Source organism: Pseudolactococcus piscium (genome assembly GCF_002441695.1).
Lineage (GTDB): Bacteria > Bacillota > Bacilli > Lactobacillales > Streptococcaceae > Pseudolactococcus > Pseudolactococcus piscium.
Genome location: NZ_JXJW01000007.1, coordinates 67,631 through 91,455 on the forward strand (window position 1 = coordinate 67,631; position 23,825 = coordinate 91,455).

General features: G+C 36.2%; 17 protein-coding genes. 5 read left to right on the forward strand and 12 right to left on the reverse strand.

Features of this window, described 5'->3' with window-relative positions; genetic code table 11:
* Positions 1 to 70: 70 nt before the first annotated feature.
* From hpt to RU86_RS04775, 7 genes are all read right to left on the reverse strand, one after another.
* A complete protein-coding gene (gene hpt / locus RU86_RS04745; protein WP_047914529.1) occupies positions 71 to 619 on the reverse strand; it encodes a hypoxanthine phosphoribosyltransferase in 549 nt (182 codons plus the stop codon).
* A 6-nt stretch (positions 620 to 625) separates the two neighbouring features.
* Complete coding sequence (gene tilS / locus RU86_RS04750; RefSeq protein WP_281252125.1) at positions 626 to 1,861, reverse strand: tRNA lysidine(34) synthetase TilS; 1,236 nt, start codon at positions 1,859 to 1,861, stop codon at positions 626 to 628.
* Positions 1,858 to 3,144, reverse strand: coding sequence for a serine hydrolase (locus RU86_RS04755; protein WP_096814290.1), 1,287 nt, complete (start codon positions 3,142 to 3,144; stop codon positions 1,858 to 1,860). Before RU86_RS04755 ends, tilS begins: the two co-directional genes overlap by 4 nt.
* Positions 3,122 to 4,561, reverse strand: coding sequence for a 4-hydroxyphenylacetate 3-hydroxylase N-terminal domain-containing protein (locus tag RU86_RS04760; protein WP_096814291.1), 1,440 nt, complete (start codon positions 4,559 to 4,561; stop codon positions 3,122 to 3,124). Before RU86_RS04760 ends, RU86_RS04755 begins: the two co-directional genes overlap by 23 nt.
* The gene (locus RU86_RS04765) at positions 4,558 to 4,896 is read right to left on the reverse strand and encodes a hypothetical protein (RefSeq protein ID WP_096814292.1); all 339 of its coding nucleotides are present in this window, start codon (positions 4,894 to 4,896) and stop codon (positions 4,558 to 4,560) included. The genes RU86_RS04760 and RU86_RS04765 overlap by 4 nt, the downstream gene beginning before the upstream one ends.
* Positions 4,893 to 5,147 carry a septum formation initiator family protein gene (locus RU86_RS04770; RefSeq protein WP_079504376.1) on the reverse strand — a complete coding sequence of 85 codons (255 nt, stop codon included), beginning with the start codon at positions 5,145 to 5,147 and terminating at the stop codon, positions 4,893 to 4,895. Before RU86_RS04770 ends, RU86_RS04765 begins: the two co-directional genes overlap by 4 nt.
* 172 nt (positions 5,148 to 5,319) lie before the next feature.
* Positions 5,320 to 5,580, reverse strand: coding sequence for an RNA-binding S4 domain-containing protein (locus tag RU86_RS04775; RefSeq protein WP_079504378.1), 261 nt, complete (start codon positions 5,578 to 5,580; stop codon positions 5,320 to 5,322).
* A gap of 271 nt (positions 5,581 to 5,851) precedes the next feature.
* Between RU86_RS04775 and RU86_RS04780 the strand changes: the two genes are divergently transcribed.
* From RU86_RS04780 to RU86_RS04800, 5 genes are all read left to right on the forward strand, one after another.
* The gene (locus RU86_RS04780) at positions 5,852 to 6,046 is read left to right on the forward strand and encodes a DUF951 domain-containing protein (protein WP_047914522.1); all 195 of its coding nucleotides are present in this window, start codon (positions 5,852 to 5,854) and stop codon (positions 6,044 to 6,046) included.
* 51 nt (positions 6,047 to 6,097) lie between these two features.
* Entirely contained in the window at positions 6,098 to 7,213 is a 1,116-nt protein-coding gene (gene ychF, locus RU86_RS04785; RefSeq protein WP_047916454.1) for a redox-regulated ATPase YchF, read from the forward strand.
* Between the two features lie 91 nt (positions 7,214 to 7,304).
* Entirely contained in the window at positions 7,305 to 7,874 is a 570-nt protein-coding gene (pth, locus tag RU86_RS04790) for an aminoacyl-tRNA hydrolase (protein ID WP_096814293.1), read from the forward strand.
* Entirely contained in the window at positions 7,871 to 11,371 is a 3,501-nt protein-coding gene (gene mfd, locus RU86_RS04795) for a transcription-repair coupling factor (RefSeq protein WP_096814294.1), read from the forward strand. The genes pth and mfd overlap by 4 nt, the downstream gene beginning before the upstream one ends.
* Positions 11,352 to 12,815 (forward strand): oligosaccharide flippase family protein, encoded by a 1,464-nt coding sequence (locus RU86_RS04800; RefSeq protein ID WP_096814295.1) that lies wholly within the window; start codon positions 11,352 to 11,354, stop codon positions 12,813 to 12,815. The genes mfd and RU86_RS04800 overlap by 20 nt, the downstream gene beginning before the upstream one ends.
* 34 nt (positions 12,816 to 12,849) lie before the next feature.
* Here RU86_RS04800 and addA read toward each other — a convergent pair whose 3' ends face one another.
* From addA to RU86_RS04825, 5 genes are all read right to left on the reverse strand, one after another.
* Positions 12,850 to 16,500, reverse strand: coding sequence for a helicase-exonuclease AddAB subunit AddA (gene addA, locus RU86_RS04805; protein WP_096814296.1), 3,651 nt, complete (start codon positions 16,498 to 16,500; stop codon positions 12,850 to 12,852).
* A complete protein-coding gene (gene rexB, locus RU86_RS04810) occupies positions 16,484 to 19,822 on the reverse strand; it encodes an ATP-dependent nuclease subunit B (protein WP_096814297.1) in 3,339 nt (1,112 codons plus the stop codon). Before rexB ends, addA begins: the two co-directional genes overlap by 17 nt.
* 69 nt (positions 19,823 to 19,891) lie before the next feature.
* A complete protein-coding gene (gene dnaN, locus RU86_RS04815; protein ID WP_096814298.1) occupies positions 19,892 to 21,034 on the reverse strand; it encodes a DNA polymerase III subunit beta in 1,143 nt (380 codons plus the stop codon).
* A 171-nt stretch (positions 21,035 to 21,205) separates the two neighbouring features.
* Positions 21,206 to 22,576, reverse strand: a complete 1,371-nt coding sequence (dnaA, locus tag RU86_RS04820) for a chromosomal replication initiator protein DnaA (RefSeq protein ID WP_096814299.1) — start codon at positions 22,574 to 22,576, stop codon at positions 21,206 to 21,208.
* A gap of 365 nt (positions 22,577 to 22,941) precedes the next feature.
* Positions 22,942 to 23,700 (reverse strand): ParB/RepB/Spo0J family partition protein, encoded by a 759-nt coding sequence (locus RU86_RS04825; protein WP_096814300.1) that lies wholly within the window; start codon positions 23,698 to 23,700, stop codon positions 22,942 to 22,944.
* Positions 23,701 to 23,825 lie beyond the last annotated feature (125 nt).

A 23,825-nucleotide genomic window follows, 5' to 3' on the forward strand; every position in this document is an offset into this window, starting at 1 on the left:
GGTCAATATCAGTCTTAAGACTGATGAAGCAATTACAACCACTTAGACAATCGACACCCAAATGGAAAGCCTAATCGTTATTTTGATAGATTTCTTCTTTTAAAATACCGATATATGGTAGATTACGGAAATGTTCATCATAGTCTAGCCCAAAACCAACTAAAAATTCATTAGGTAGACTAAAGCCAACATAGTCAGCCTCAATCTCTACTACTCGACCTTCTGGCTTATCGACTAAGGTCACGATTTTTACTGACTTGGCTTTACGATGCAGTAACAATTGTTTCAAATAAAGAAGCGTCCGACCCGTGTCAATAATATCTTCAACGATAATGATATCTCGACCTTCAACAGACGTATCTAGATCTTTAATCATCTTAACTTCACCAGATGAAGACGTCCCGCCATGGTAGCTTGACACGACCATAAAGTCCATCTCGATATGTGTATCAATACGCTTTGTTAATTCAGCAAAGAATGGTACTGATCCTTTGAGAATCGCAACCATAAGTGGATTTTTATCTTTATATTCTTGCGTTAAAACTTGGCCAATCTCACGTGATTTAGCACAAATTTCATCTTCAGTTACTAAAACTTTTTTAATTGTTTTTTCCAACATGATTTTCTATCTCTTTTCCCTATAGTAAAGTGTTCGTTTTATTTTAGCATGTTTCAATGATTTACTCAAATCTGTAGACACGACATCCAACACCCCATAAATTTGATTGTCTACTATGACAAGGGGATTGTCGCGCTTTTTTAGCGCAATTTTATTATCAATGAAAAAACGTCGTAATTTTTTATGCATCCCATTAATCATAACCCGGTCCCCAGCAAGCCGTTTTCTAATGATAATCTCTCCGATATCTGGTATGGCTATTTGACTAAACTCACCAAAGGCAAATGGTGTTAATGATGTTTCAAATTCAATTTCATTTCCACGTTTTTCAATGTAAAAACAATGCTGATCTTTAACAAAGTTGTAGTCAGGCGACATGGCGTGTAAATACTGACCCTGTCGCCTAATAATGTGTAGTAATTCGTCAAACTGTCTCTTAGCAACTTCTAGTGTAGGAAATTGTGTTAAATAGTCTTGTAGAATAAAATATTGTAGTGCTTCAGTTTCCTCATTAAAGGCCACTAACTCAATGCGTTTAGCACCAGAGAATGCTGCAATACTATCTGATACAATCGTCATTGCTAGCCCAATTTCTTCAGATAGACCTGCTAGATTCTCTGAAAATCGTGGATTTTCTTTGCTAAAAGCAGGTATGTAGGTATTTCTAACACGATTTCTTAAGTACGCATTTTCCGCATTTGATGCATCCTCAAAATAAGTCGTTGCAGTTAGCTCTGATTTTTCGAAAGAGAGCAGTGGCCGAATCAGTTCCGACCCTTCATCTGACCCAAAACTTTGAACTGGCTTCATACCCGTTAAAAACCGTAACCGTGAGCCACGAATCTGCCGGATTAAAAAGTTTTCTATCACATCATTACCATGGTGGGCTGTCACAAGCGCAGAAATGTGCTGTGTTGTCATGACCTCTTCAAAAAAAGTATAACGAAAATTTCTCGCTTTTTCCTCTGAAAAAGTCCCCTCATAATACGCTGTATAAAATGGCACCCCCAACTCAGCCATTTTTTTTCTTAGTAGGCTTTCCTCCATATCAGACACAACTCTTTGCTTGTGGTTGATATGCGCTACAGATAAGGTGACATTTAGTCTGTCTTTTGCCTGATAAAGCCACTCAAAAAGAGTCATTGAATCACTCCCTCCTGATAAAGCAACTAGTACACTAGCATGCTGATCAAAATAATGCGCATCAACAACCGTCTTTAAAAACTTGTCGTAAGGTATCACTTCATTACCTCATATATATCTTTAGATATCGCTGCTAGTTCAGTACTATCAGCACTATTATTTGTTTCTATCACTAAAATATAGGGCTCATCAGTAAAAATGAAGGCAGCATCATGATTAAATTCATATGCTGTCCCGATTTTATGCGCAATTTTTAGTGTTTTTGGCAGATTAGCTGGAATACGATCCGCATCATAGTCCGTACCTACCAAGGCATCAAAGGCATTGCCACCTTCGTTGTAGAGTGCAGACAAAACACGGCCTACCATTTCAGCTGATGCCTCTCGGCCAACAGGATTCCAAGGTTCACCTGAAATCGCAGTGATGTCACTTTGAAAGTCAGCAGAAAACTGTTTTGTTTCATAGTATGCAATCATGTTACTCGCCACATTATCTGAATCTTTTGCTGTTCTATTAATTAAATCTAGCAAACTATAGGGTTTGTCATCTGCAGTTTTAGGTAGTAAACCAGTACCTTCCGGCTGAAAGGCACCAGTCCAACCATTAACTTGCTCCGAATAGACTAATGGATCATTTAGGTTAACATTTCCCAGGTTGATTTGTTTTTGTGCCCAATACAGAATTGGCAGCTTACTTAAACTTGCTGAGTACATTTTTTGAGATTGATTCACACCAGCTGTAAACCCACTATCAATATCTTTTACATAGATTGAATAGCTTGGCTTGTTGTACTTCTGGTCCAACAATGCCTGAACTTTCTCTAATTTAGGATTTTGAGCGGTTATATTTTTAGCATCAACCCAACCTGTCGTACCATCATCAAACAAAACCCTATAATAATCACCAAAATTTGTGGTCACAGTTTTATCCACCTTCACCTTCACTCCAGCAGATAAGGTCTCGTAAACAATATTGTCATACGTTGTCAACGGTTTGTAAAAAACAGGGGTCTCCACCACTGTATAGACAACTTGATTACTTGTCTTACTTATTTTTAAGATATCTGAACTATTTTTAATAAAAGTACCATCTGTTAACTTTAACTCTTTTTTATTAACTTTAACAATATTTGACGGCGTTTTAACAGCTGTTTTTTTAGCCTTAATCGTCAGCATTGCATCTGAATAGGTTTGAATATCTGTTAAACTTAACGGCCGCTCTTGCGACTGTGCGTGTTGGCTAACCAAATTAGGTTTATCAGAGGTTAATACCTTATTAGCCTGTGTTGCTTTCGGAAATGTCCAAAAAGCAGGCAGTAGCATGATAAAAAAAACAACCCATTGTAATAAATAAACGCGCTTATTTGCTATCTTGTCTTGCATTTTCTAAAACCTTATCAATCATCTTATTGGCATCACTTAAATCAGTGTTTACAAGATGTTGCATCCTAATAAACATTGGATTACCACCATGTAAAAATTCATAGACACGTTGACGCTGTCCAAAACTCTCACCAGTAATATCCCAAGCAAGATTTAATAGTAAAGCCCGTTCGGCAGCATCCATCAGCGGACTCGTCATGGCTTTTTCTAGCATGTTGCCTATTTTTGCATTTTGAAACTCACGAAAGTCTGGCACGCCAACTGCAGATCCTGCAGAAAACTCTGCAATTGCACGGATTGCTTCATCATAATAAGTCGTTAAATTAGCTCGTACGGCTAGCAATGTTTGCATATTTGGTGTAAACACATCATTTTGCATCTTACCAGTGACTTCACTCGCGATGATACATGAGCGAATCATCTCCAAATTCACGGATAATTGTCCTAGCATTTCTTGAACACGTTGAAAGCCTCTTAACCCAAGTTTGTCAGCTAGTTTAACAGCTAGTCCTGTCACAAATTCTAATTTTATAAAGCCGCGAACTTCATCCTGATGGGCCGTATGATTAAATAGGCCACTTGCCTCAAAAAAGGCATTCGATTTGTTGACATTACCACAAACAAACAAGGCATCATTAGAGATGAAAACATCATCAAATAAAATAAAGGCATCTATTTCATCAAAAGCATTCGATAAAGGATAGTCCGCTAAAGAATAAGTCGTTTTCATAGTTGACTTACGGCAGACAACTTTTACCCCTTCTGTTGCTATCGGCATCGCAAAAGCCAATGCAAACTTTTCATCCTCAGGAGTTAGTCCAGGTAAATTAAATATGAGCAGCTCATCTGCCAGCGGCGCTAGCGTATTAACTTGTTTTGCACCTCTAACAATAACACCATCCAAGCGGCGCTCTTTAATCCAGACGCCTGCAAATTCTTGACCTGAAACAAGTAGCTCAGATAATCCTTTTTGTCGATCAACCTGTGGATTTTGAATGGCATGGCTAACAAATGTATCTTCACTTTTAACATGGTTAGCCCATTTTTTTGCGTTTAAGGCAAAGTTGATATGATCATCACTACCTAAATTATCAGCATAGTTTTCTAACACAGCAACACCAGCGTTAATAAAGTCAGGTGTTCTACCTAACATACCATATGACTCCCTGGCAACCTCTTCATATATTTGGCGTTTTTTTGCTAAGTCTGCTGCTGATTTGGGCGTAAGAAACATCACTGAAGACTGGATATCACCTTCAAAAAAAGTATGCGCTTTATTTTCATGCTGTAAGTCATAATATCTTTGGATAATTTTTAAAGTACGCGAAAAAACAGCCTCACTAGCTAAATTTGAAACATAGTTGCCATTCAGGTAGACTTCTCGTCCATCATTTAATTGACCATTTTTCGTTGTCATAAGTTTCTTACCTCTTGATTTTTAATGTGCAAGTTAGTTAACCTGTCTAGAGTAGTGGTCATTTTTTGCTCATACTTTGCCAAAAAAGCTTCATCTACCAATGCAAGCTCTATCTTTTTATCTTCTCTAACAGCCTTAACGCTTACATTAATCGCTTCACCCTTATGGTATTTCTCACCTGAGGGTGTTTCTGACCAACGCAATAAACCTGTTTGTACACTGGCTAATCCTGTCTCAGAATAAGATAAAGCAAGCAGTGCTTCTTGACTTAACTCTGAGGATAAAACCGTAATAAAAAGACCAAATTTTGAAATATGTTTTATGTGACCAATCATTTTATATCAGTGACGCCTCCGTCAGATAAGTCTGGAATTGGAAACACCTTCTCATCCTGTTTGGAGTAGGAAAACTTTGCTCTTGCATACTTTTCGATAAAAAGAGGATCTTGTAACTTCGTGATATTTGCTTTCTTGATCACTAATTGTTGATCTAGTTGTGCTGATTTTTTATCATACTTAACCTGAAGCGTCCGACGACTTTGTAAAGTTTGGTATGACTTTACAAGATTAATTGTGGGTAGCATCATAACTAAAATCACAGTAATTAAAATTAACCCTAAATAACGACGTTTAGGGGCTTTTTTATTGACTGGTTGTATATTTTTTAACTGTTGTGTTGTATAGTCGTTATTTAATCGAACTATTTTCTTGTTAGCGATGATAATTCTCCTTTAAGCTTATCGTTGAGGTGACTGGAGACTATGCATTAACTCTCGTTTCTGATAAAATTTCGTACATTTTATCAGCATCTTCTTTTTTAGTTGAGTCTTTCATATCCAGTACACGAACCTCTAAAATTTTATTGCCAAAAGTAATCGTTAAGACATCATCAAATTTGACATCAGAAGAACTCTTGGCAAGTATGCCATTAAGTTTTATACGCCCTTTATCAGCAACTTCTTTAGCAACTGTTCTTCTCTTAATAATTCTCGAAACTTTTAAATATTTGTCTAATCTCATACCACTTATTATAGCATAGAAGCAGATAACTTGTACAATAAGACAAATTTTTTATCCCCCTATTTTATACCCTATTAATCACTATCCATAGTGACAGTTTTTTATTATCACATGTCGCTAAAATAAGATACAGCCTATTTTTCGAAAAGCACATTATTTTACGACAAAAGATGACGTCTTTCTGGTTCGCCATAAACTTGGGGATAGTTGTGTTTTTCTAGGTATTTTGTTAGAATGTAGTGAAAATGTTTCATGCTTATGGAGGGAATTGATGTACAATTTAGGTGATTTTATTGAGATGAAAAAACCACATGCTTGTCTTGTTAAATCAACTGGAAAAAAAGCAAATAAGTGGGAAATCATGCGTTTAGGCGCTGATATCAAAATCCGTTGCAGCAATTGCGATCACCTTGTCATGATGCCACGAAATGATTTTAATAAAAAAATAAAAAAGATTTTGACTTAAGAAAGGAGCTACATCTATCAAAATTGGATGATTAGATGTAACACTAAAACTATGGCTTTAACAGCAGGTATCGTCGGATTACCCAATGTCGGTAAATCTACACTCTTTAACGCAATCACACAAGCGGGGGCAGAAGCTGCCAACTACCCATTTGCAACGATTGACCCAAATGTTGGCACGGTTGAAGTCCCAGATAAACGACTTGATAACATTACCGATCTCATTAAACCAAAGAAAACAATCCCAACAACTTTTGAATTTACAGATATTGCAGGTATCGTTAAAGGTGCTTCAAAAGGAGAAGGATTAGGTAATAAATTCCTTGCAAATATCAGAGAGGTGGATGCCATCATCCATGTCGTGCGTGCCTTTGAAGATGAAAACGTGATGCGAGAACAAAATCGCGAGAGTGACTTTGTTGATCCGCTTGCTGATATTGATACCATTAACTTAGAACTGATTTTAGCAGACTTAGAATCTATCAATAAAAGATATGCGCGTGTTGAAAAAATAGCGCGGACACAAAAAGATAAAGATGCTGTGTTAGAACTTAAAGTTTTGGATAAAATCAAACCAACACTCGAAGCAGGCAAATCGGCAAGAACAGTTGCATTTGAAGAAGATGAATTAAAAGTTGTTAAGTCGCTATTCTTATTGACAACGAAACCAGTCTTATATGTTGCTAATGTATCCGAAGATGAAGTTGGTGATCCAGAAAGCATTACTTATGTGAAACAAATACGTGAGTTTGCAGCGACAGAGAATGCGGATACTGTTGTTATCTCTGCTCGTGTTGAGGAAGAAATAGCAGAACTAGATGATGATGAAAAAGCTGAATTTCTTGAAGCAATTGGCTTAAGTGAATCCGGGATTGATAAGTTAACACAAGTCGCTTATCGTTTACTCGGTCTTGGCACATACTTTACAGCCGGTGAAAAAGAAGTTCGTGCATGGACATTTAAACGTGGCATTAAAGCGCCAGGTGCAGCGGGTATCATCCATTCTGATTTTGAAAAAGGATTCATTCGAGCAGTAACCATGTCTTACGATGACTTAGTTCAATATGGTTCAGAAAAGGCCGTTAAAGAAGCAGGCCGTCTGAGAGAAGAAGGAAAAGAATACATTGTACAAGATGGTGATATTTTAGAATTCCGTTTTAATGTCTAAAAGGTCAAGAAGCTGAAATAGGTATTTCAGTCTTTTTTGGCGTTTACGATTAATGTAAACACCGTAAACTTAACGTAAAAGGAGTGTCAACTTGGTAAAAATAATAGTGGGGCTTGGTAACCCAGGTGATAAATATACCCATACTAAACATAATATTGGATTTGATGTCTTAGACGTCCTTGCTAACCGACTAGATGTCAGCTTTAAGCGTGATAAAACGTTTATATCAGACATAGCGAGTACATTTGTTGATGGTGAAAAAGTTTTATTAGTCAAACCACTCACCTTTATGAATGATTCTGGTAAGGCAGTAAAACCAATTTTAGCATATAATGGCCTAACAGCTGACGACCTAATGGTTGTCTATGATGATCTCGATATGGCAGTAGGAAAACTTCGACTTCGTCAAAAAGGATCCGCCGGTGGCCATAATGGCATCAAATCAATTTCAGAACAACTTAACACGCAAGTATTTAATCGCATTAAAGTAGGAATCGGTCGTCCTAAACATGGGATGAGTGTCGTCAATCATGTACTTGGTAGATTTGATAAAACAGATAATGAAGATGCAGCGATCGGCATTGCGCGTGCAGCAGATGCTGTTCAATATTTTATTGAGACAAATAATTTCAATCAGACAGGAAACCAATTTAACGGATGAAACTTACAACCCTATTTGATGAGAATCTACCAGTAAATAAATGGCATCGTGATCTAAATAAAGCATCACGTACCTTATTCACTGGCATTCAAGGTACAATCAAAGCACTGTTGATGGCGACAGCATATGATAACTACCCTGATAAATACATTATCATCACAGATAGTCAATATCACGCTAGTGAACTCTATAGTGATTTAGCAGAGATTATTGGTGAGGATAAAATCTTTCAATATTTCTCTGACGATAATATTTTTGCAGAATATGCAATTGCCAGTAAAGAAAGAATTGCTTATCGGCTAGATGCCCTTACTTTCTTGCAAGATGCGCAAGCGGATGGTTTTTTAATCATACCGATTTTTGCTTTACGCAATTTATTACCGAATCCAAAAACGTTCCAAAATTTCAAGTTGACATTCACAAATGGTCAAGAGCTTGATGTTGAGGCACTTGCTAAGCAATTATCAACACGCTCTTTTGATCTTGTCCAACGTGTGATGAGCCCTGGTGAGTTTTCAAAACGTGGTGATATTTTAGATATTTATCCTTTAACTGCTGAAAATCCGATTAGAATAGAGTTTTTTGGTGACGAAATCGATGGGATTCGCTACTTTGATATCGAAACACAACGCTCTTTACAAGAAGTAAATACAGTAACGATTACACCAGCATCTGACTTTGTATTAAGCCAGGATGACTTTGCACGTGGTGTCAATAACCTGTCAAGTATACCAGATTTAAATGAGCAACAGAAATCCTATTTTGATGAACTCATTGGTGCTGCCAAACATGATCACTATCATCCTGATTTAAGAAAATTTAGCGAATTTTTTTATGAAGACAAATGGACATTACTAGATTATTTTCCGAAAAATACGCCACTATTTATCGATGATTTTCAAAAAATAACTGAAATGGATCATAAAATCACCCACGAGACTGCCGAGTTCAATTTATCTGAAAAGATACTTAATCGGTCTATTGATGGTATGATTTACTTATCTGATACAATTCATAGTTTAAGGCAGTATAAGCCAGCAACTTTTTTCTCAAATTTTCAAAAAGGGCTAGGCAACTTAAAATTTGATCAATTACATAATTTTAATCAGCATACAATCCAATCTTTCTTTGGCCAAATACAACTACTCAAAGTTGAAGTAGAGCATTTAACTAAAATTAACTATACAGTAATCCTTGCCGTTTCAAAAGAGAAACAAGCTAAGTTGATAGATAGTTTACAAGATGTTGCTGTTTCGTTTACACTATCCTCACTGCAAGCAATTCAGGAAAACAAAGTCAACATCGTCAATATAAATTTGGCAAATGGCTTTAATCTACTTGAAGAAAAAATCGTTCTCATTACAGAAAATGAGATTTTCGGTAAAAATAAAAAAAGACGAACTAAAAGACTTAATATTACAAATGCAGAACGACTTAAAGACTATAATGAGTTATCCGTTGGCGATTTTGTCGTCCATCAGACACATGGGATTGGTAAGTACTTAGGTCTTGAGACGATTGAAATTGCTAATATACATCGGGATTACTTAACGATTCAATACCAGAATAATGACACAATCTCTATTCCGGTTGACCAAGTCGATTTACTAACTAAGTATGCTGCAGGTGAAGGAAAACCACCTAAAGTCAACAAACTGAATGATGGTAGATGGAAACGAACTGTCAAAACTGTCAGCAAGCAAATTGAAGATATCTCAGCTGACTTAATCAAACTCTATGCAGCTAGAGAAAGTCAAAAGGGATTTGCTTTTGCCCCTGATGATGCTAGTCAGCAAGAATTTGATGATGCCTTTTCCTATACTGAAACAGAGGACCAACTACGCTCTGTCAAAGAAATCAAACAAGACATGGAGAGAGTCCGTCCTATGGACAGATTGTTAGTCGGTGATGTGGGGTTTGGTAAAACAGAAGTTGCCATGCGTGCTGCCTTTAAAGCAATTAATGACCACAAACAAGTAGCCATTTTAGTCCCTACAACTGTCCTAGCAGAGCAACACTACAATAATTTCAGAGAGCGGTTCAATGATTTTGGTGTAAACGTCGCTGTGATGTCTCGTTTTCAAACGAAAAAAGAGCAAACTGAAATACTCGAAAAATTAAAAAAAGACCGTGTCGATTTACTCATTGGTACACACCGTCTCCTATCTAAAGACGTCGTCTTTTTCGATTTAGGCTTAATGATTATCGATGAGGAACAAAGGTTTGGTGTCAAACATAAGGAAAGACTTAAGGAGCTTAAAACCCAGGTTGACGTCTTAACCTTAACAGCTACACCGATTCCTCGGACCCTACATATGTCGATGATGGGGATTCGAGACCTATCAGTCATTGAAACACCACCTACTAATCGTTATCCTGTACAGACCTACGTTATGGAAACAAATTTTGGTGTGCTAAGAGATGCTGTGTTAAGAGAAATATCACGTGGCGGACAAGTTTTCTATATTTACAATCGTGTTGACACAATAGAACAAAAAGTATCCCAAATTTCAGAACTGATTCCCGAAGCACGTGTCAGCTATATCCATGGCCAAATGAGTGAAATACAGTTAGAGAATACCTTGCTTGAGTTTATAAACGGCGAATACGATGTTCTGGTTGCGACAACAATTATTGAAACTGGTGTGGACATTCCAAATGCTAATACATTATTTGTAGAGGATGCTGATCGAATGGGACTTTCTCAGCTCTATCAACTACGAGGCCGTGTTGGCCGTTCTAATCGTGTCGCCTATGCCTATTTCATGTACCAACCTGATAAATCACTGACTGATGTGTCTGAAAAAAGACTAGAGGCGATTAAGGGATTTACTGAGTTAGGATCCGGTTTTAAAATTGCCATGCGTGATTTATCTATTCGTGGATCTGGTAACATTTTGGGTGCTGAACAATCAGGCTTTATTGATTCAATAGGCTTTGATTTGTATGCGCAACTTCTAGAAGAAGCAGTCAATAAACGACTTGGTAAAACAAAGAAAACAGCAAAATCAAGTTCTGAAATATCGCTTGGTATTGATGCCTTCTTACCAACTGACTATATTTCTGATCAACGACAAAAAATAGAGATATATAAGCGTATTAGAGAAATAGAGAGCCGAGTCTACTATCAAGATTTACAAGATGAGTTAATCGACCGGTTTGGTGAATATCCTGATACTGTTGCTTATTTATTGGAAATTGGTCTGTTAAAATGTTTTGCTGATCATGCATTAGTTGACAAAATAGAGCGACAACTTGTCAACATCACGTATACAATGAGTAAAGCAGCCAATCATCAGTTTATGCCACAAGATTATTTTGATGCCCTCTCCAAGACAAGTCTAAAAGCTAAAATTGGCGAAGAAAAAGGACTGATGATGATTCGTTTTGATATTAGACAGGTATCAGAAGCAGCTTATCTTGCACAAATTATGGCCTTTACAGAGCGCCTAAGTCGTATTAGAGATGAGAAAATAAATGAAAAGACCATTGATTAATACCTTAAAAGGGGTAAGTATCCTTGCTATAGCTGGTTTTTTATCTAAGATATTAGCTGCACTTTATCGGTTTCCCTACCAGAATTTGGTCGGAGATCAAGGATTTTATGCGTTTCAACAAGTCTATCCCTTCTATTCAATCATCACAACTTTGTCTCTAGTAGCCCTACCTAATTTTCTTTCTAGCCTCGTGCATTCATCTGATACACCTGAAGAAGATACCAGGCAATTTTTCCAACTGACGTTTATCTTCTCCATAGTTGCCTGCTTAATTCTGACACTTTCTAGTCAACCTATTGCTAGACTAATGGGACAGGAAAAATTAGCAAGCCCATTCGTCATGGCAATCTTACCCTTATTGCTAGTCCCTTTCCTATCTTTATATAGAGGTCAGTTACAAGCCAAAAATCAGATGTCCAAAACTGCACTCTCACAAGTAATAGAGCAAGTTATTAGAGTCTGCTTAATCATTGTTGCTGCTATCTTGTTTACAAGACTCACAAACAATATCTATACGATTTCATTCTTAGCCATGCTGGGTTCCTTTATTGGAGGTGTTATGGCACTTGTCTATCTAATGGTTACGACCCCCTTTAAAATGAAGTCCCTATTTTCTAATTTTTTCACGATATCTAGTAAACTTAATGTCCTTAAAAAATTTGGGATTCCTTCCTTAGTCTTTACTTTTTTTATGGTTTACATGCTACTATTACAAATGATAGATGTCTTTTTTGTAAAAAATGCATTGCTAAATATGACACAAAGCATCACCTCAAATCAAGCAGAAGTGCTAAAGGGCATCTATGATAGAGGCCAACCTTTCCTACAGTTAGGGCTAGTCATTACAACATCGATTCTAACCGATTCACTCCCTAAACTAACGAAACGTGGCGTCGTATCTAACCAGATTTGGCAAGCGGTAACTTATCTATCCATTACCATAACGACGGGTCTATTCCTTTTATTACCCAGTATGAATGATGTCCTCTTTAAGAGTCACGATTACTCGTTTAGTTTACAACTCTTCATCCTGCAAATCCCACTCATTTCGATGATTCAGTTGCATCATCATGCGCTTTTCTTAGCCCATAAAAATAAACAATCCGGTCTATTTTTAATCAGTGGGTTATGCCTGAAATTAATTCTAGTTTATCCACTGACTAGTTCTTTGGGCCTAATTGGGGCGTCTCTTTCTAGTTTAATTAGTCTGCTCTTTGTCTATCTGCTTTACATGATTTACAGTAAAAAAATGCCAAATGCTTTATTAAATGCGCGGTTTTGGCTGGCAATCATCGCGATGAGCTTTGTCATCTTAATCGGTACCCACATTTTTCTTGTTGACAATCGGCTATTGCAACTGATTAAAATCGGCTTACTGACTATGATTGGTGCAGCAGTATTCTTTAAAGTTAGCAAATTTAAACTAAAAACATTACTCACTTAACTCAAGTATAAAAAAAGAGCCCAGGCTCCTTTTTTTATACTTGTTCGATGTAAACCTTATCTGGTCCTCCCAGTAAAATGAGATATTTTTCAACTGATGACACCTTAAATGCTGACGCAAGACTTTCAGCATATAGAGACATCTGTAGTTGATACTGCGCTTTGATTTCCGGAATTTTAGCTAGGCTTGTAAAGTGATCCGTCTTATAATCAAACAGGATGATTTTATTATCAAATTTAATGAAGCCATCTATAATACCACGTATCACGTATTGTTGACCTGAGGCGTCATCTGTTTTTAGCATGGAAAAGGGTGCTTCACGAGATATATTCTCAAACTGATCCACTAAAAGCTTACCAAAGTCTGTATCAAATAAACTAAAAATCTTAGCCTGATCAATTTTTAACTTAACTTCATCTCTAACAGCTAATTTTTTGAGTGTATGCGCTAATGTTTCACGTGAAACATGTGTAAAATCAAGTGATTGCATTAACTCATGTACAGCTGTTCCTAATTCAGTAGGAGAGACTTTTTTATCCGTCTTTAAGAATTCAAACTGCGAATATTTTTGTTTAGACTGAACCACCACATCATTCTCTGAAATCAAATGTTCATATCTTTTTTTGATTTGACTAGGTGTTTGAATCGTTGGTAATTGGATGCCAGCTGCATATTTTTGATTGAGCTTTTCAGTAGATGCTAGCATATCTTTAGCTAATTTAACCTCTTCAATCGTATCCATTGTCCCATCAAATGCTTGTGATGCAAGCAAAAGTGAGTCAAATGAGCTAGCCTCTTGGTAACTGCTTGGTAGCATCTCTGCTAAGTCATCATCAATAATCAATCGCAGGTTAAGGCCTAGGTCTGATTTTACTGTTGTCGCATGATAGATGCCCAAAATCCAGTTTAAATAGCCCTTACTAGATTTTCTAATGCTAGTATCTAGGAGGCCTTTTTGATCAAAAGCAACTTGTTGATACTCTGAGAAGAGACCATCCTCATCTATTTTTGAGGCATCAATCTTACCCACCATGTAAACTTTATTGACAGCTCTAGTAAAGGCAACATAAAGCATCCGCATTTCTTCAGCTAGTGATTGATATGATTTTTCCAAGGCGTTGGCCGTGTGAGGTAAGGTTGCCATCTTAACTAATGCATAAGGAAAATCAGTGTCAACTTCTGCCTTAAAATCTGCTGTAAAGTTAATACCTGCACCATTTTTTCTTGAAAGAATTAAATCACCAGATAGGTCTTTCATATTAAACTTCTTATTGAAGTTCAAAATAAACACAAATGGGAATTCTAGTCCTTTTGATTTATGGATGGTCATGACGCGAACAGCATGAGTTGGTAGTGCCACATTAATTGATGTCAAATCATTTTTGTTGGTCAGAAAACTATCAATCATCTTGATAAATTGAAAGAGGCCCTTATATCCAGAAGATTCATATGATGCTGCACGATCTGCTAATGCAACTAAATTAGCCTGTCTGAGTTGGCCATTTTTCATGCCACCCACATAGTCATAATAATGTGTATCACGATAAATTTTCCAAATCAGGCTATGTAAACTTTCTTGTTGCGAAAATAGCTGCCATTGATTCAATAAATCAGTAAAGTTTTCAAGTTTATATCTGAGTTGTTCGTCAACTAAAGCTGGTTTTAGGCCATCTCCATCTAACGCTTTTTGATATTTTTCATAAAATGTCACATCATTTGATGCTTGTAAGCTAAGGACTGCTAATTCATTTTCATCAAAATTAAACAGAGGGGACTTCAAAAGTGCCACAAAAGAGACATCAAAAAGTGGATTATCAACTGCTCTCAACACATCTAACATGACCAAAACTTCCATGGCTTGAAGATAGGTCATCTTGCCTTCATCAAGGACTACTGGAATATCAAATGATTGGAGGACACGTTCAATTTCCGCATTATTCGTCTTACTCCTAACGAGTATGACAATATCTTCGTATGCGACGCCTTGCTCACTTAATCGCTTAATCTCCTGAGCTGTCATAACCAACTCGTCTTTTGATAATGCTGCATCATCATCAACTTGATGTTTTGGATCTTGATAGATCAGTAGTTCTGCTGTAAACGTGTCTGAGGTTTCCTTAGCATATGATGGATTCCCAACAACCAACATTTCTTCATCACCATAGACCATCTCCCCAATATTTTTATCCATTAATCTTTTAAAAACTTGATTGGTAAAATTGATGACTTCTGGTCTTGATCGGAAATTCTCTTTAAGTCGGATTAATTTGCCATCACTCGTTGGGTCTTGGTAGCCCTCGTACTTATCCATAAAAAGCGAGGGATCTGCTAGCCTAAACCCATAGATTGACTGTTTAACATCACCAACCATAAATCGATTATGACCATTTGATAGTAAGGTTAACATCGCCTCTTGCAGATGATTGGTATCTTGATACTCATCTACCATGACCTCAACATACTGTGTTTGATAGACTTTTCTAAGGACCTCATTTTCCTGTAAGATAGCAATCGTCAGGTGCGTTACATCAGCATATTCAAGACAGGCATTATTCAGCTTATAGGCATGATAGTCTTGATAAAAAGTGAGCGCAATGGCTTGTAAATCAGCTGTCAATTCACTTGCAGCTCCATGATATTTTTCAATAATGGCTTGATGCTTAATTGCTTCAACAAACTCATCCAGATTTTTTTTATAAGTATCAAGTGATGCCTTTAAGCTTTTCTTTTGGCTTTCAAGTGCTTCATCTCTAGTCTCTTTATTATTTGCCTTAGGTATAAACTGAAATTTTAGTTGCTGATAAAAATCAGAAAACTTACTAAATGCTTTCTGCTCTAAGCAAGCGACCAAGTAGTCATAATTACCTAAAAATTCTTCTGTATTACTAATTTTTGCCTTACCAGTAATCAAGCCAGTCGCTAAATTTTCATCCAATATTTGGTAGATTTGAAATAAGCTATCCTGTAAGCCATCTGTAAACCTATCCGGTAAATCAGCATAACTGCCAATTGTTGAAAAGCCAGTTAAAAAATCATCTGTCAACCACTTAATCGGATCTTCCAGACTATCAGCAAATGTATTAATTTTATCTAAAATCGTATAAAATGGGGCTATTTTACGGTCAGATGAAAAATTAGTCATCACCTTAACAAAGCGTTCCTTGCTAAGCGTTCCTTTACCTGCTAAGGATGCCTCAACTAATTTATCAAATAACTCTTGCTTGATCACATCTTGTTCTGTTTTATCAACTAGCAATCTAAAAGTAGGATCTATATGTTTCAAATAGAAATTTTCTTTGAGGAATTTTAGTGTGAAGCTATCCATCGTCCCAATATCCGCATTAGGTAGATCTTGCAATGCTTGTGTTAGCAGATGAAGGCGTTCCTGATTTTTTTCTTTAAGACGCGTCTCACGAATCTTTTTATCTAGTCTTGTTTTTAACTCAGCAGCAGCTTTATTTGTAAAGGTTGAAATGAATAGACTTTTAAGTGGTACGCCTTTTAAAATATAATAAAGGATGCGTTCTGTCATCACAAATGTCTTACCAGATCCAGCAGAAGCTGAGACTAGAATATTTGTACCAGTCCTATAGATTGCCTCAATCTGCTCTGGTGTCTTTGGCATGTCTTTACCGGATTCATTTTCTTGTAATGCTGAGATGTCTTGTTCAGTCAGATGATCCATTAATATGTTCTCCTTTCAGTAAGGCTTCTCTAATTTCTTCTTTTGATTTCTGGTGAATTTTTCGTCCTGATGATAAATGCAAATCTGCTTCAAATCCGCATATACTCTTGAATTGACAGAATTGACACCCTTTAGCATGATGGTTGACAACAACTGGATTGATGTCAACTTTTCCTGATAAAATCTTTTTACCCGCCACTTGATAAAGTGTTTCATTTTGACTAATCATAGCTGATATTTCTGGTTCAGAAAAGAAATTGTTATTATTCTTAAAAGGCTGATTTTCTTTTGTAAATTTGCCTAGGTTAAAAAGGTCATCGAAATTATCTTTTAAGTCATTTGCTAGTTCAGCGTTGAAGAAACCAGTATACTTCATTAATTTCTTTAGTTCATTAGGAATATCAGAAATAGCCTTAACTGATTTAAGTGGTATGGTTGGATTTTGAAGATGTAAATATAATGCTCCCCAAATGTCAGCTGTGGTACCAAATTGGGTCGCATTTTGACGTAAAATATCTAAATAAGTTAAAAACTGTAAACTTGTCCCATCATACGCATCTTGTAAATCAAACTTTTTATCTCCTGACTTGTAGTCAACAGCACCTAAGGTATTAAAAAGAGTATCAACTCTATCAATTAAGCCGCGTAGCTGTAACTTTTTATTCTCTTGTAAGGCAACTTGATAGGTTTTTAGCGTAGATTTCTCAAAACCAAATGCTTGTTCAAATGCCAATGACTGGATACCAGAATTTCCTAAAGTTTGCTTGATCATCGTTGCTGTTTGATAGATAATTTCCTGAAGTCTAGACTGTGTAAATTGGCTGAGCGCATCCCGTGTAAAATAGACCTGATATTTTTCATCAACTTCTTGTAACCTTTTTGCTAGAATCTGATCAAATGCTTGTCCATCTCCTTGACTATCTCTCATGACCTTTTCAAATACTTCATGAAAATAGGAACCTGATAATCTTGAATCTAAATCTATTGTTTCAAACTCTCTAATATGAAGTGTTTGATTTAAAAAGTATTGATACTCACAGTTATAAAAGTTTTCAAAACTAGAAACTGAGGCGTTCAAATCTGACGGATATAGGGCAGATATAACAGGTGACTGAATTTCCCTTGCTGATAACTGATCTGTTTTAGCAGCTGATAGTAGGAACTGGTAGTCAGATTTTTTTGTCATGACTCTGAATAAACTGACCCAAAATGAACTTGATTGCTGCTTAAAGTCGGTATCAGATGTTGTGACTAATTGCCGCTGAATTTCACCAAAGTTTGCTAATAACCCATTATAATTACCAATATGTTCGAGGGTGTCAACAAGGTTGACACCAGTCTTGATAGTTGGTTTAAGACCACGATTCACTAAAAAGCTCAGATAAGACGACATCTCACTTTGCTCATTTGTATAAAGCTGGGGGATTGATAAGATTAATTTTTTATTAGCTGTATTGAATAGCTGTACTGCTGTAAAGCTATTCTTTTTACCATTAATAAATGCTGGCTCATCCACGTACTGGATACGATCAGTCTCTCTTAAATTACGATTGATGGCCGCACGTTCTTCATCTGACAATAAACTTAAATTTTGTTTTTGTTTAGGAAAATTTGACGCTGTCAACCCGATAGCAAATACATAGTCAGCTGTGTGAGGCTCTACTAGCTCGTAAGATTTAACTTGAACCACATCCACATTAGCTGGCACTAATCTGTAGCTAGCATTTTTGATACCTGACTCAATAATATCTAAAAATTCTTGCATAGATAAGGTTGTCATACCAAATACAGCTGTAAATTCTTCTAAAACTGTCATCAGTAGCTTCCAAACTTCTAAATGCTCGGAAGATTTTTCAAAGTTAGCTGCAGCCTCAGATGCAAAATAAAGTTGTTCAAGACTTACTTTGACTAATCCTGTTTCAAGAAATGCTTGAAACTTTTTAACCCAATTTGTCCCTTTCGTTTTTTTAGTTTCCAAAAATACTTGTAGGGGAGAATGCTCTCCCACAAGTAAGCGTCTGATTTTTTCTGGCGCATGGTCTTCAAACGCTTGATTGAATTTCGCTTTACCTCTTACATTTCGTTGTAAACTATAATATTCAAACTTGTAAATATCTTGTAATGCTAGATGATCAGCCGTATAAAGTCCTGTTTTCAATAAATTTAAAATATCATGTAGTTGATAGCGACTTTTTTTAATTTTGAGTAAGGATTCTACCAAGACTATCAAGGGATGATCTTTCATCGATTTTTCTTGTGCATAGAAAAATGGAATCTCATATGTCTTGAAAATTTCAGGTAGCAAAATCCCATCCGTATTGACATCACCTAGTAAAACTAAGATATCTTTATAATTTACGCCTTGATATAAAAGTTGTCTGATTTGCTTGGCAACATGCTCGATTTCTTCTTTATGATTCACAACCTGCCAAATTTCGACGGCATCGTTAGGGGTTAAGTTATCTTTATCTGTGATCGAAAAATCCGACTCTTTTTCCATAAGATCTGATATTTCAGTAAAGATGGTGTCATCTTTATTGACAGTCTTATCAACTAAAGTTACCTCGTATTTTTGCGATAATGTCCTGATTAACTCAACTGATTGTTGATAGATATTGCCCTCGATAAAGGTAGCTGATAGTGATTTTTTTGAGGCGTATATGCCTAATGTAATATCTGAAACTTGATTAGACAACACATCAATTAAGGTCAATTCTTCTGCAGAAAATCGAGAGTACCCATCAATAATCAACACATAGTCTTGCAAATTTGCGGTCACCTTATGATTGACTAACAGGTCAATAAATTGTTGTAATTTATCTTCGTTTGAAAAATGACCTAATTGGTAGTCAAATTCATCAAGAATGATTTTCAATTCTTGATTTTTCTGATTATTTGTCGCAAGTAATAACTCATCACTCGTCAAGTTGGCCGTATTTAATTCATGGTATAGCTCAACCAATTGGTCAATAAAGCCTTGCTTTTCTTTGATAAACCGATAGGTTGGAATTGCCTCATCTGATAGTAAGCTCAAAGTCCGACGCATGAGCATGGCAAGACCAACAGTTGATAGATTTGTTTTATCAGTCTCTTGATTTTTATCAAAGTACCATGGTAGTTGTTTTAGTCTGGTAACGGTTAAGTCAAATAAGGCACCCTCTTGACCATGATTAAAGCGTGTCAAAATTTCCTTTTCTTTTTCAAAAGAAAGGGAAGATGGCACGATATAAAATATTTTTTTTCCAGCCTCAATATAATCACGCGCTTCATCAATCAAAAAATCAGTGAGTTGACCGTAAATATCTGTATGGATAATTTTCATATAAAAAATAGACCTCTCGGTCTATTATATCATGTTTAAGGATACATCATATCTAGCTAAGTCAGCTGATTAGTTGGTACGAACAGGTGTGACCAACTGCACAAAATCAAGCGTATCGCTCTTTGGAACCAATGTAAAGGGTCTTACAGCAGAAATAAAGCGAATTCTAACCTCTGGTTCTTTAATCACCTTCAAAGCATCAATCAGATACTGAGGATTAAAAGAAATGGTTAAGTCCTCTCCAGATTTTGCCAATGGTGTGATTTCTTCATGAACTGATCCCACTTCTGGTGAGTTAACAGTCGCAATAATCGTATCGCCATTAATCGTTAATTTCACTGTACCGTTTGTCGTCGCGTTAGAGAGCAATTTAGCACGATCCATGGTATGACGTAGATTTGCCACGTCAAAGGTCAAATCAAGCGTATAATCGGCTTCTGAAGGGATTAAGCGATTGGTATCAGGATAGTTGCCTTCAACAAGACGCGTATAGAACGAAATCGTCTCATTTCTAATTAAAATTTGATTACTTGAAAAGAAAATATCAAGTTCTGTATCATCATCTGAAAAAACGGATTTAAAGCTATTGACCGATTTATTTGGTAAGACCAAATCAAAATCTTCACTTAACTTATCAAGCGTAATAATTCTTTGACTCATACGATGTGAGTCAGTTGCAACTGACTTCAACAACTTGTTATCAGTTAAGGTTAAATGCACACCTGTTAAAATAGGACGAGATTCCTGAGTGGACACTGCAAAGGCTGTTTCAGTGAAGATTTCTTTTAAGACACCAGCTTTAATTTTAAGCGGATTTTCTGTCGCCATCTCCTGAATACGTGGATACATCTCAACATCTAGTCCTTTAAGGGTAATTTCAGACTGGCCTGATGTTAAGACAACTTGATTTTGCTCAATCTCTTGAAAATCAAATGTGATTTCAGGCAGGTTATTGACAACACTCTCAAAAAAGTTTGCTTCTAGCAAGATACTGCCAGGTTGCGAAATCAACATCCCAGCATTTTCATCCTCTTTTGCTACAAAGTTTTCAATAGAAATTTGTCCATTAGATCCTGTTAGGGTAATACCTTCAGTAGAGACATCAATTTTTATTTTAGATAAAGTAGGAATTGCTACTTTACTAGAAATAGCTTGTTTGGTAATTCTCAAATTATTGAGAAAAGCGGTTTTATTGATAGAAAAATTAATCATCGAGAGAACTCTTTCTTTTATTAGTTAAATAAATATAGTTAGTAATAGTAATAGGGGCTGTTCAGTATGTGGATAAGTCGTATAAGCCTTTAATTTCAAATTAGTTTAGCCTGTGGATAAAAAAAGATAAGCTGTGAATAAGTCTGTCTAATTTCCACAAGTCGCTTAAGACTACCTCAAGTTTGATTTGATGGTATCCATCTCTTTTTGAAGACCAGTATCTGTTTTCATCTTATCTGAAATCTGTTTGTGCGCATAAATGACCGTTGTATGATCACGCCCACCAAATTCCTTGCCAATAGCAGGCAGACTTTTACCCGTAATTTCACGAATCAAATACATGGCAACCTGTCTAGGGTATGCAATCTCTTTAGGACGCTTTTTACTGACCATATCAGCAATCGAAATTTTGTAAAAACTAGCAACTTCTTCTTGAATTTTTTTGGAAGAGATATCTTTATCAGGTATGATCTTAGTAGATTCTAGTGTATTAAGTGCTTTAGAGGCTGTATCAATATCAATGACATCAATATGATAGGTGTTAGCATAAAATTTTAAATTCTTAAGTGCGCCTTCTAAGTCTCTGACATTTGAGTCAATACGCCCAGCAATATAAGACAGTGTTTCTGATGGGACTTTAATCGCCATCTCATCTACTTTATTAAGTAGAATTGCCATACGATCTTCATAGTTGGGTGCTGTAATATCAGTTGTTAAGCCCCAGCCAAAGCGAGATTTAAGTCGTTCTTCAAATTCATTTAGCTCATTTGGGGGTCTATCACTTGAAATGACGATTTGAGCCCCTTTATCATGTAGCGTGTTGAAGGTTTGGAAGAACTCATTGATGGTCCCTTCTTTTTTAGCAAAAAATTGGATATCATCTAGTAGGAGTAAGTCAAGTGTTCGGTATTGATCTGTAAATTCCTGCATTTGGTTTTTACGAGAACTTTGGACATAATCGTTAACAAAATTTTCAGATGAGACATACTTGATACGTGATGCTGGATTGTTACTGAGAATCTCGTTACCGATTGCATTCATCAGATGGGTTTTACCGAGTCCGGGTCCACCATAGATAAATAGCGGATTATACATGCCACCAGGATCATTTGCAACTGCAATCGCTGCACCAAGTGTCATCCGGTTACCTTCACCCTGAACAAAATTTTCAAAGTTGTACTTATGATTCAAACCATTTTTGAGTTCTGAGGGCACAACGGGTGCTATCATATCTATGTCTGTTGTATCGTCTGACTTATTTTCATTTTCATAGTCGGCAATATTAATTTCATCAGCTGAGTAAAGCGAGAAGTTAATTTCCTTACTAAATATTTCGAAGCCAGCTGTTTTAATCAGGTCTTCTTGTTTTCGCCAAAAATCTTGATGCATGTTACTTTCAAGATAAATTTTAGCGTTATTATCAGTTATCTCAAGTAGTTTCGCAGGTTCTATGAAAAAATCATAAGGTGCTTGGCCTAAGTTGTTTTTTGCGAGTTCTTTAACACGCATCCAAAATTTTTGGTCATTTGGCGTTAAGGACATTTGACTCCTTTCTATAGAGGTGGCTATTTTTATTTAAAAACAGATTCAATTGTTGTATGTGAATAACTTTTAAAATCCGCAGTTAAGAAAATTATATCATGTTGCCAGAAAGTTTTCCACAATTTATAGAAAATAAGACAGGAAATTAACAAGTTAGCAAAAAATTATACACAGGTTTGTGGAAAGTGTGGATAAAAAAAGGAAAATTGAGGGTTAGTCACACCTATTTTATCTAAAAAGCCTATTAAATGGACTACTTTTAGAGAGTTAGTCACAGATGTGCATAACTTATTAACATGGTGTATATTAAAAAAAAGATGTTGATAAGTTTGTTAAAAAAAAGTAATCCACAATCGTGCTGTGGATTACTGGTGAGTTAAACTGTTGATAAGTCGATTCAGTTCGGCTAAATTATCATAAGCAATTTCAATCTTTTTTGCCTGTATGGTGACTGGATTGCCTAGGTGTTTACTTAACTTGTCTTCTGCCTCTTTTATAAATATATTTTTATCTTTTTGGGGTGGTAATTTAGGTGTGTTAGTGAGTAATTGGCTTAATGCTTTAACAGAAAGTTGTTCCCTATCTATACGACTAGCCCAGGCTATCTGTTGCTCTGCTTGTGATAGACTTAAGAGCAATCTTGCGTGACCTTGGGATATTTTTTTATCCTCAATCAATTGTAAGATGGATTCAGGCAGGCTTAGAGTTCTAATCGCATTACTGACATAGGGTCTAGACTTGCCAAGTTTTTCAGCAACTTGCGCGTGTGTTAGTCCTTGTTTTGTAACCAGATTTTGTAAACTTCGAGCTTCATCCAAGACTGTCAAATCATCTCGCTGCAAATTTTCTAAAATTGCCAATGTCATCATCTCATCATCCGTTAGGTAACGGATGATAGCAGGAATTTCAGTTAGCCCAGCTAATTGGGATGCCCTAAATCTGCGTTCACCAGCTAATATTTCATAGCCAATGATACTTGATTTCCTGACAATAATCGGCTGTAAAACACCATTTTCTTTGATAGATTGGCTGAGTTCTTGTAATTTTTCTTCATCAAATACGATACGCGGTTGATAAGGATTTTTGACGATGCTTGAAATCGGTAGTAATTCGATAGTTTCCATACTGCTATTTTATCAGAAACAAGCGCCTTGTTCTACTCTTATCTACTCCAATGTCTTATTTTACAACGCTTTATAGTATATTTCTTACTCCAGAGTACTTTCATATACAACACGTTAAACTTGAT

What these genes read in the sequence shown, in the direction of transcription:
- RU86_RS04775 (WP_079504378.1), bottom strand. Translation starts at nt 5,580, where the DNA reads ATGAGATTAGACAAATATTTAAAAGTTTCGAGAATTATTAAGAGAAGA.
- RU86_RS04825 (WP_096814300.1), bottom strand. Translation starts at nt 23,700, where the DNA reads ATGGAAACTATCGAATTACTACCGATTTCAAGCATCGTCAAAAATCCT.
- ychF (WP_047916454.1), top strand. Translation starts at nt 6,098, where the DNA reads ATGGCTTTAACAGCAGGTATCGTCGGATTACCCAATGTCGGTAAATCT.
- RU86_RS04755 (WP_096814290.1), bottom strand. Translation starts at nt 3,144, where the DNA reads ATGCAAGACAAGATAGCAAATAAGCGCGTTTATTTATTACAATGGGTT.
- RU86_RS04770 (WP_079504376.1), bottom strand. Translation starts at nt 5,147, where the DNA reads ATGATGCTACCCACAATTAATCTTGTAAAGTCATACCAAACTTTACAA.
- dnaA (WP_096814299.1), bottom strand. Translation starts at nt 22,576, where the DNA reads ATGTCCTTAACGCCAAATGACCAAAAATTTTGGATGCGTGTTAAAGAA.
- RU86_RS04760 (WP_096814291.1), bottom strand. Translation starts at nt 4,561, where the DNA reads ATGACAACGAAAAATGGTCAATTAAATGATGGACGAGAAGTCTACCTG.
- hpt (WP_047914529.1), bottom strand. Translation starts at nt 619, where the DNA reads ATGTTGGAAAAAACAATTAAAAAAGTTTTAGTAACTGAAGATGAAATT.
- RU86_RS04780 (WP_047914522.1), top strand. Translation starts at nt 5,852, where the DNA reads ATGTACAATTTAGGTGATTTTATTGAGATGAAAAAACCACATGCTTGT.
- rexB (WP_096814297.1), bottom strand. Translation starts at nt 19,822, where the DNA reads ATGAAAATTATCCATACAGATATTTACGGTCAACTCACTGATTTTTTG.
- addA (WP_096814296.1), bottom strand. Translation starts at nt 16,500, where the DNA reads ATGGATCATCTGACTGAACAAGACATCTCAGCATTACAAGAAAATGAA.
- RU86_RS04765 (WP_096814292.1), bottom strand. Translation starts at nt 4,896, where the DNA reads ATGATTGGTCACATAAAACATATTTCAAAATTTGGTCTTTTTATTACG.
- dnaN (WP_096814298.1), bottom strand. Translation starts at nt 21,034, where the DNA reads ATGATTAATTTTTCTATCAATAAAACCGCTTTTCTCAATAATTTGAGA.
- RU86_RS04800 (WP_096814295.1), top strand. Translation starts at nt 11,352, where the DNA reads ATGAAAAGACCATTGATTAATACCTTAAAAGGGGTAAGTATCCTTGCT.
- mfd (WP_096814294.1), top strand. Translation starts at nt 7,871, where the DNA reads ATGAAACTTACAACCCTATTTGATGAGAATCTACCAGTAAATAAATGG.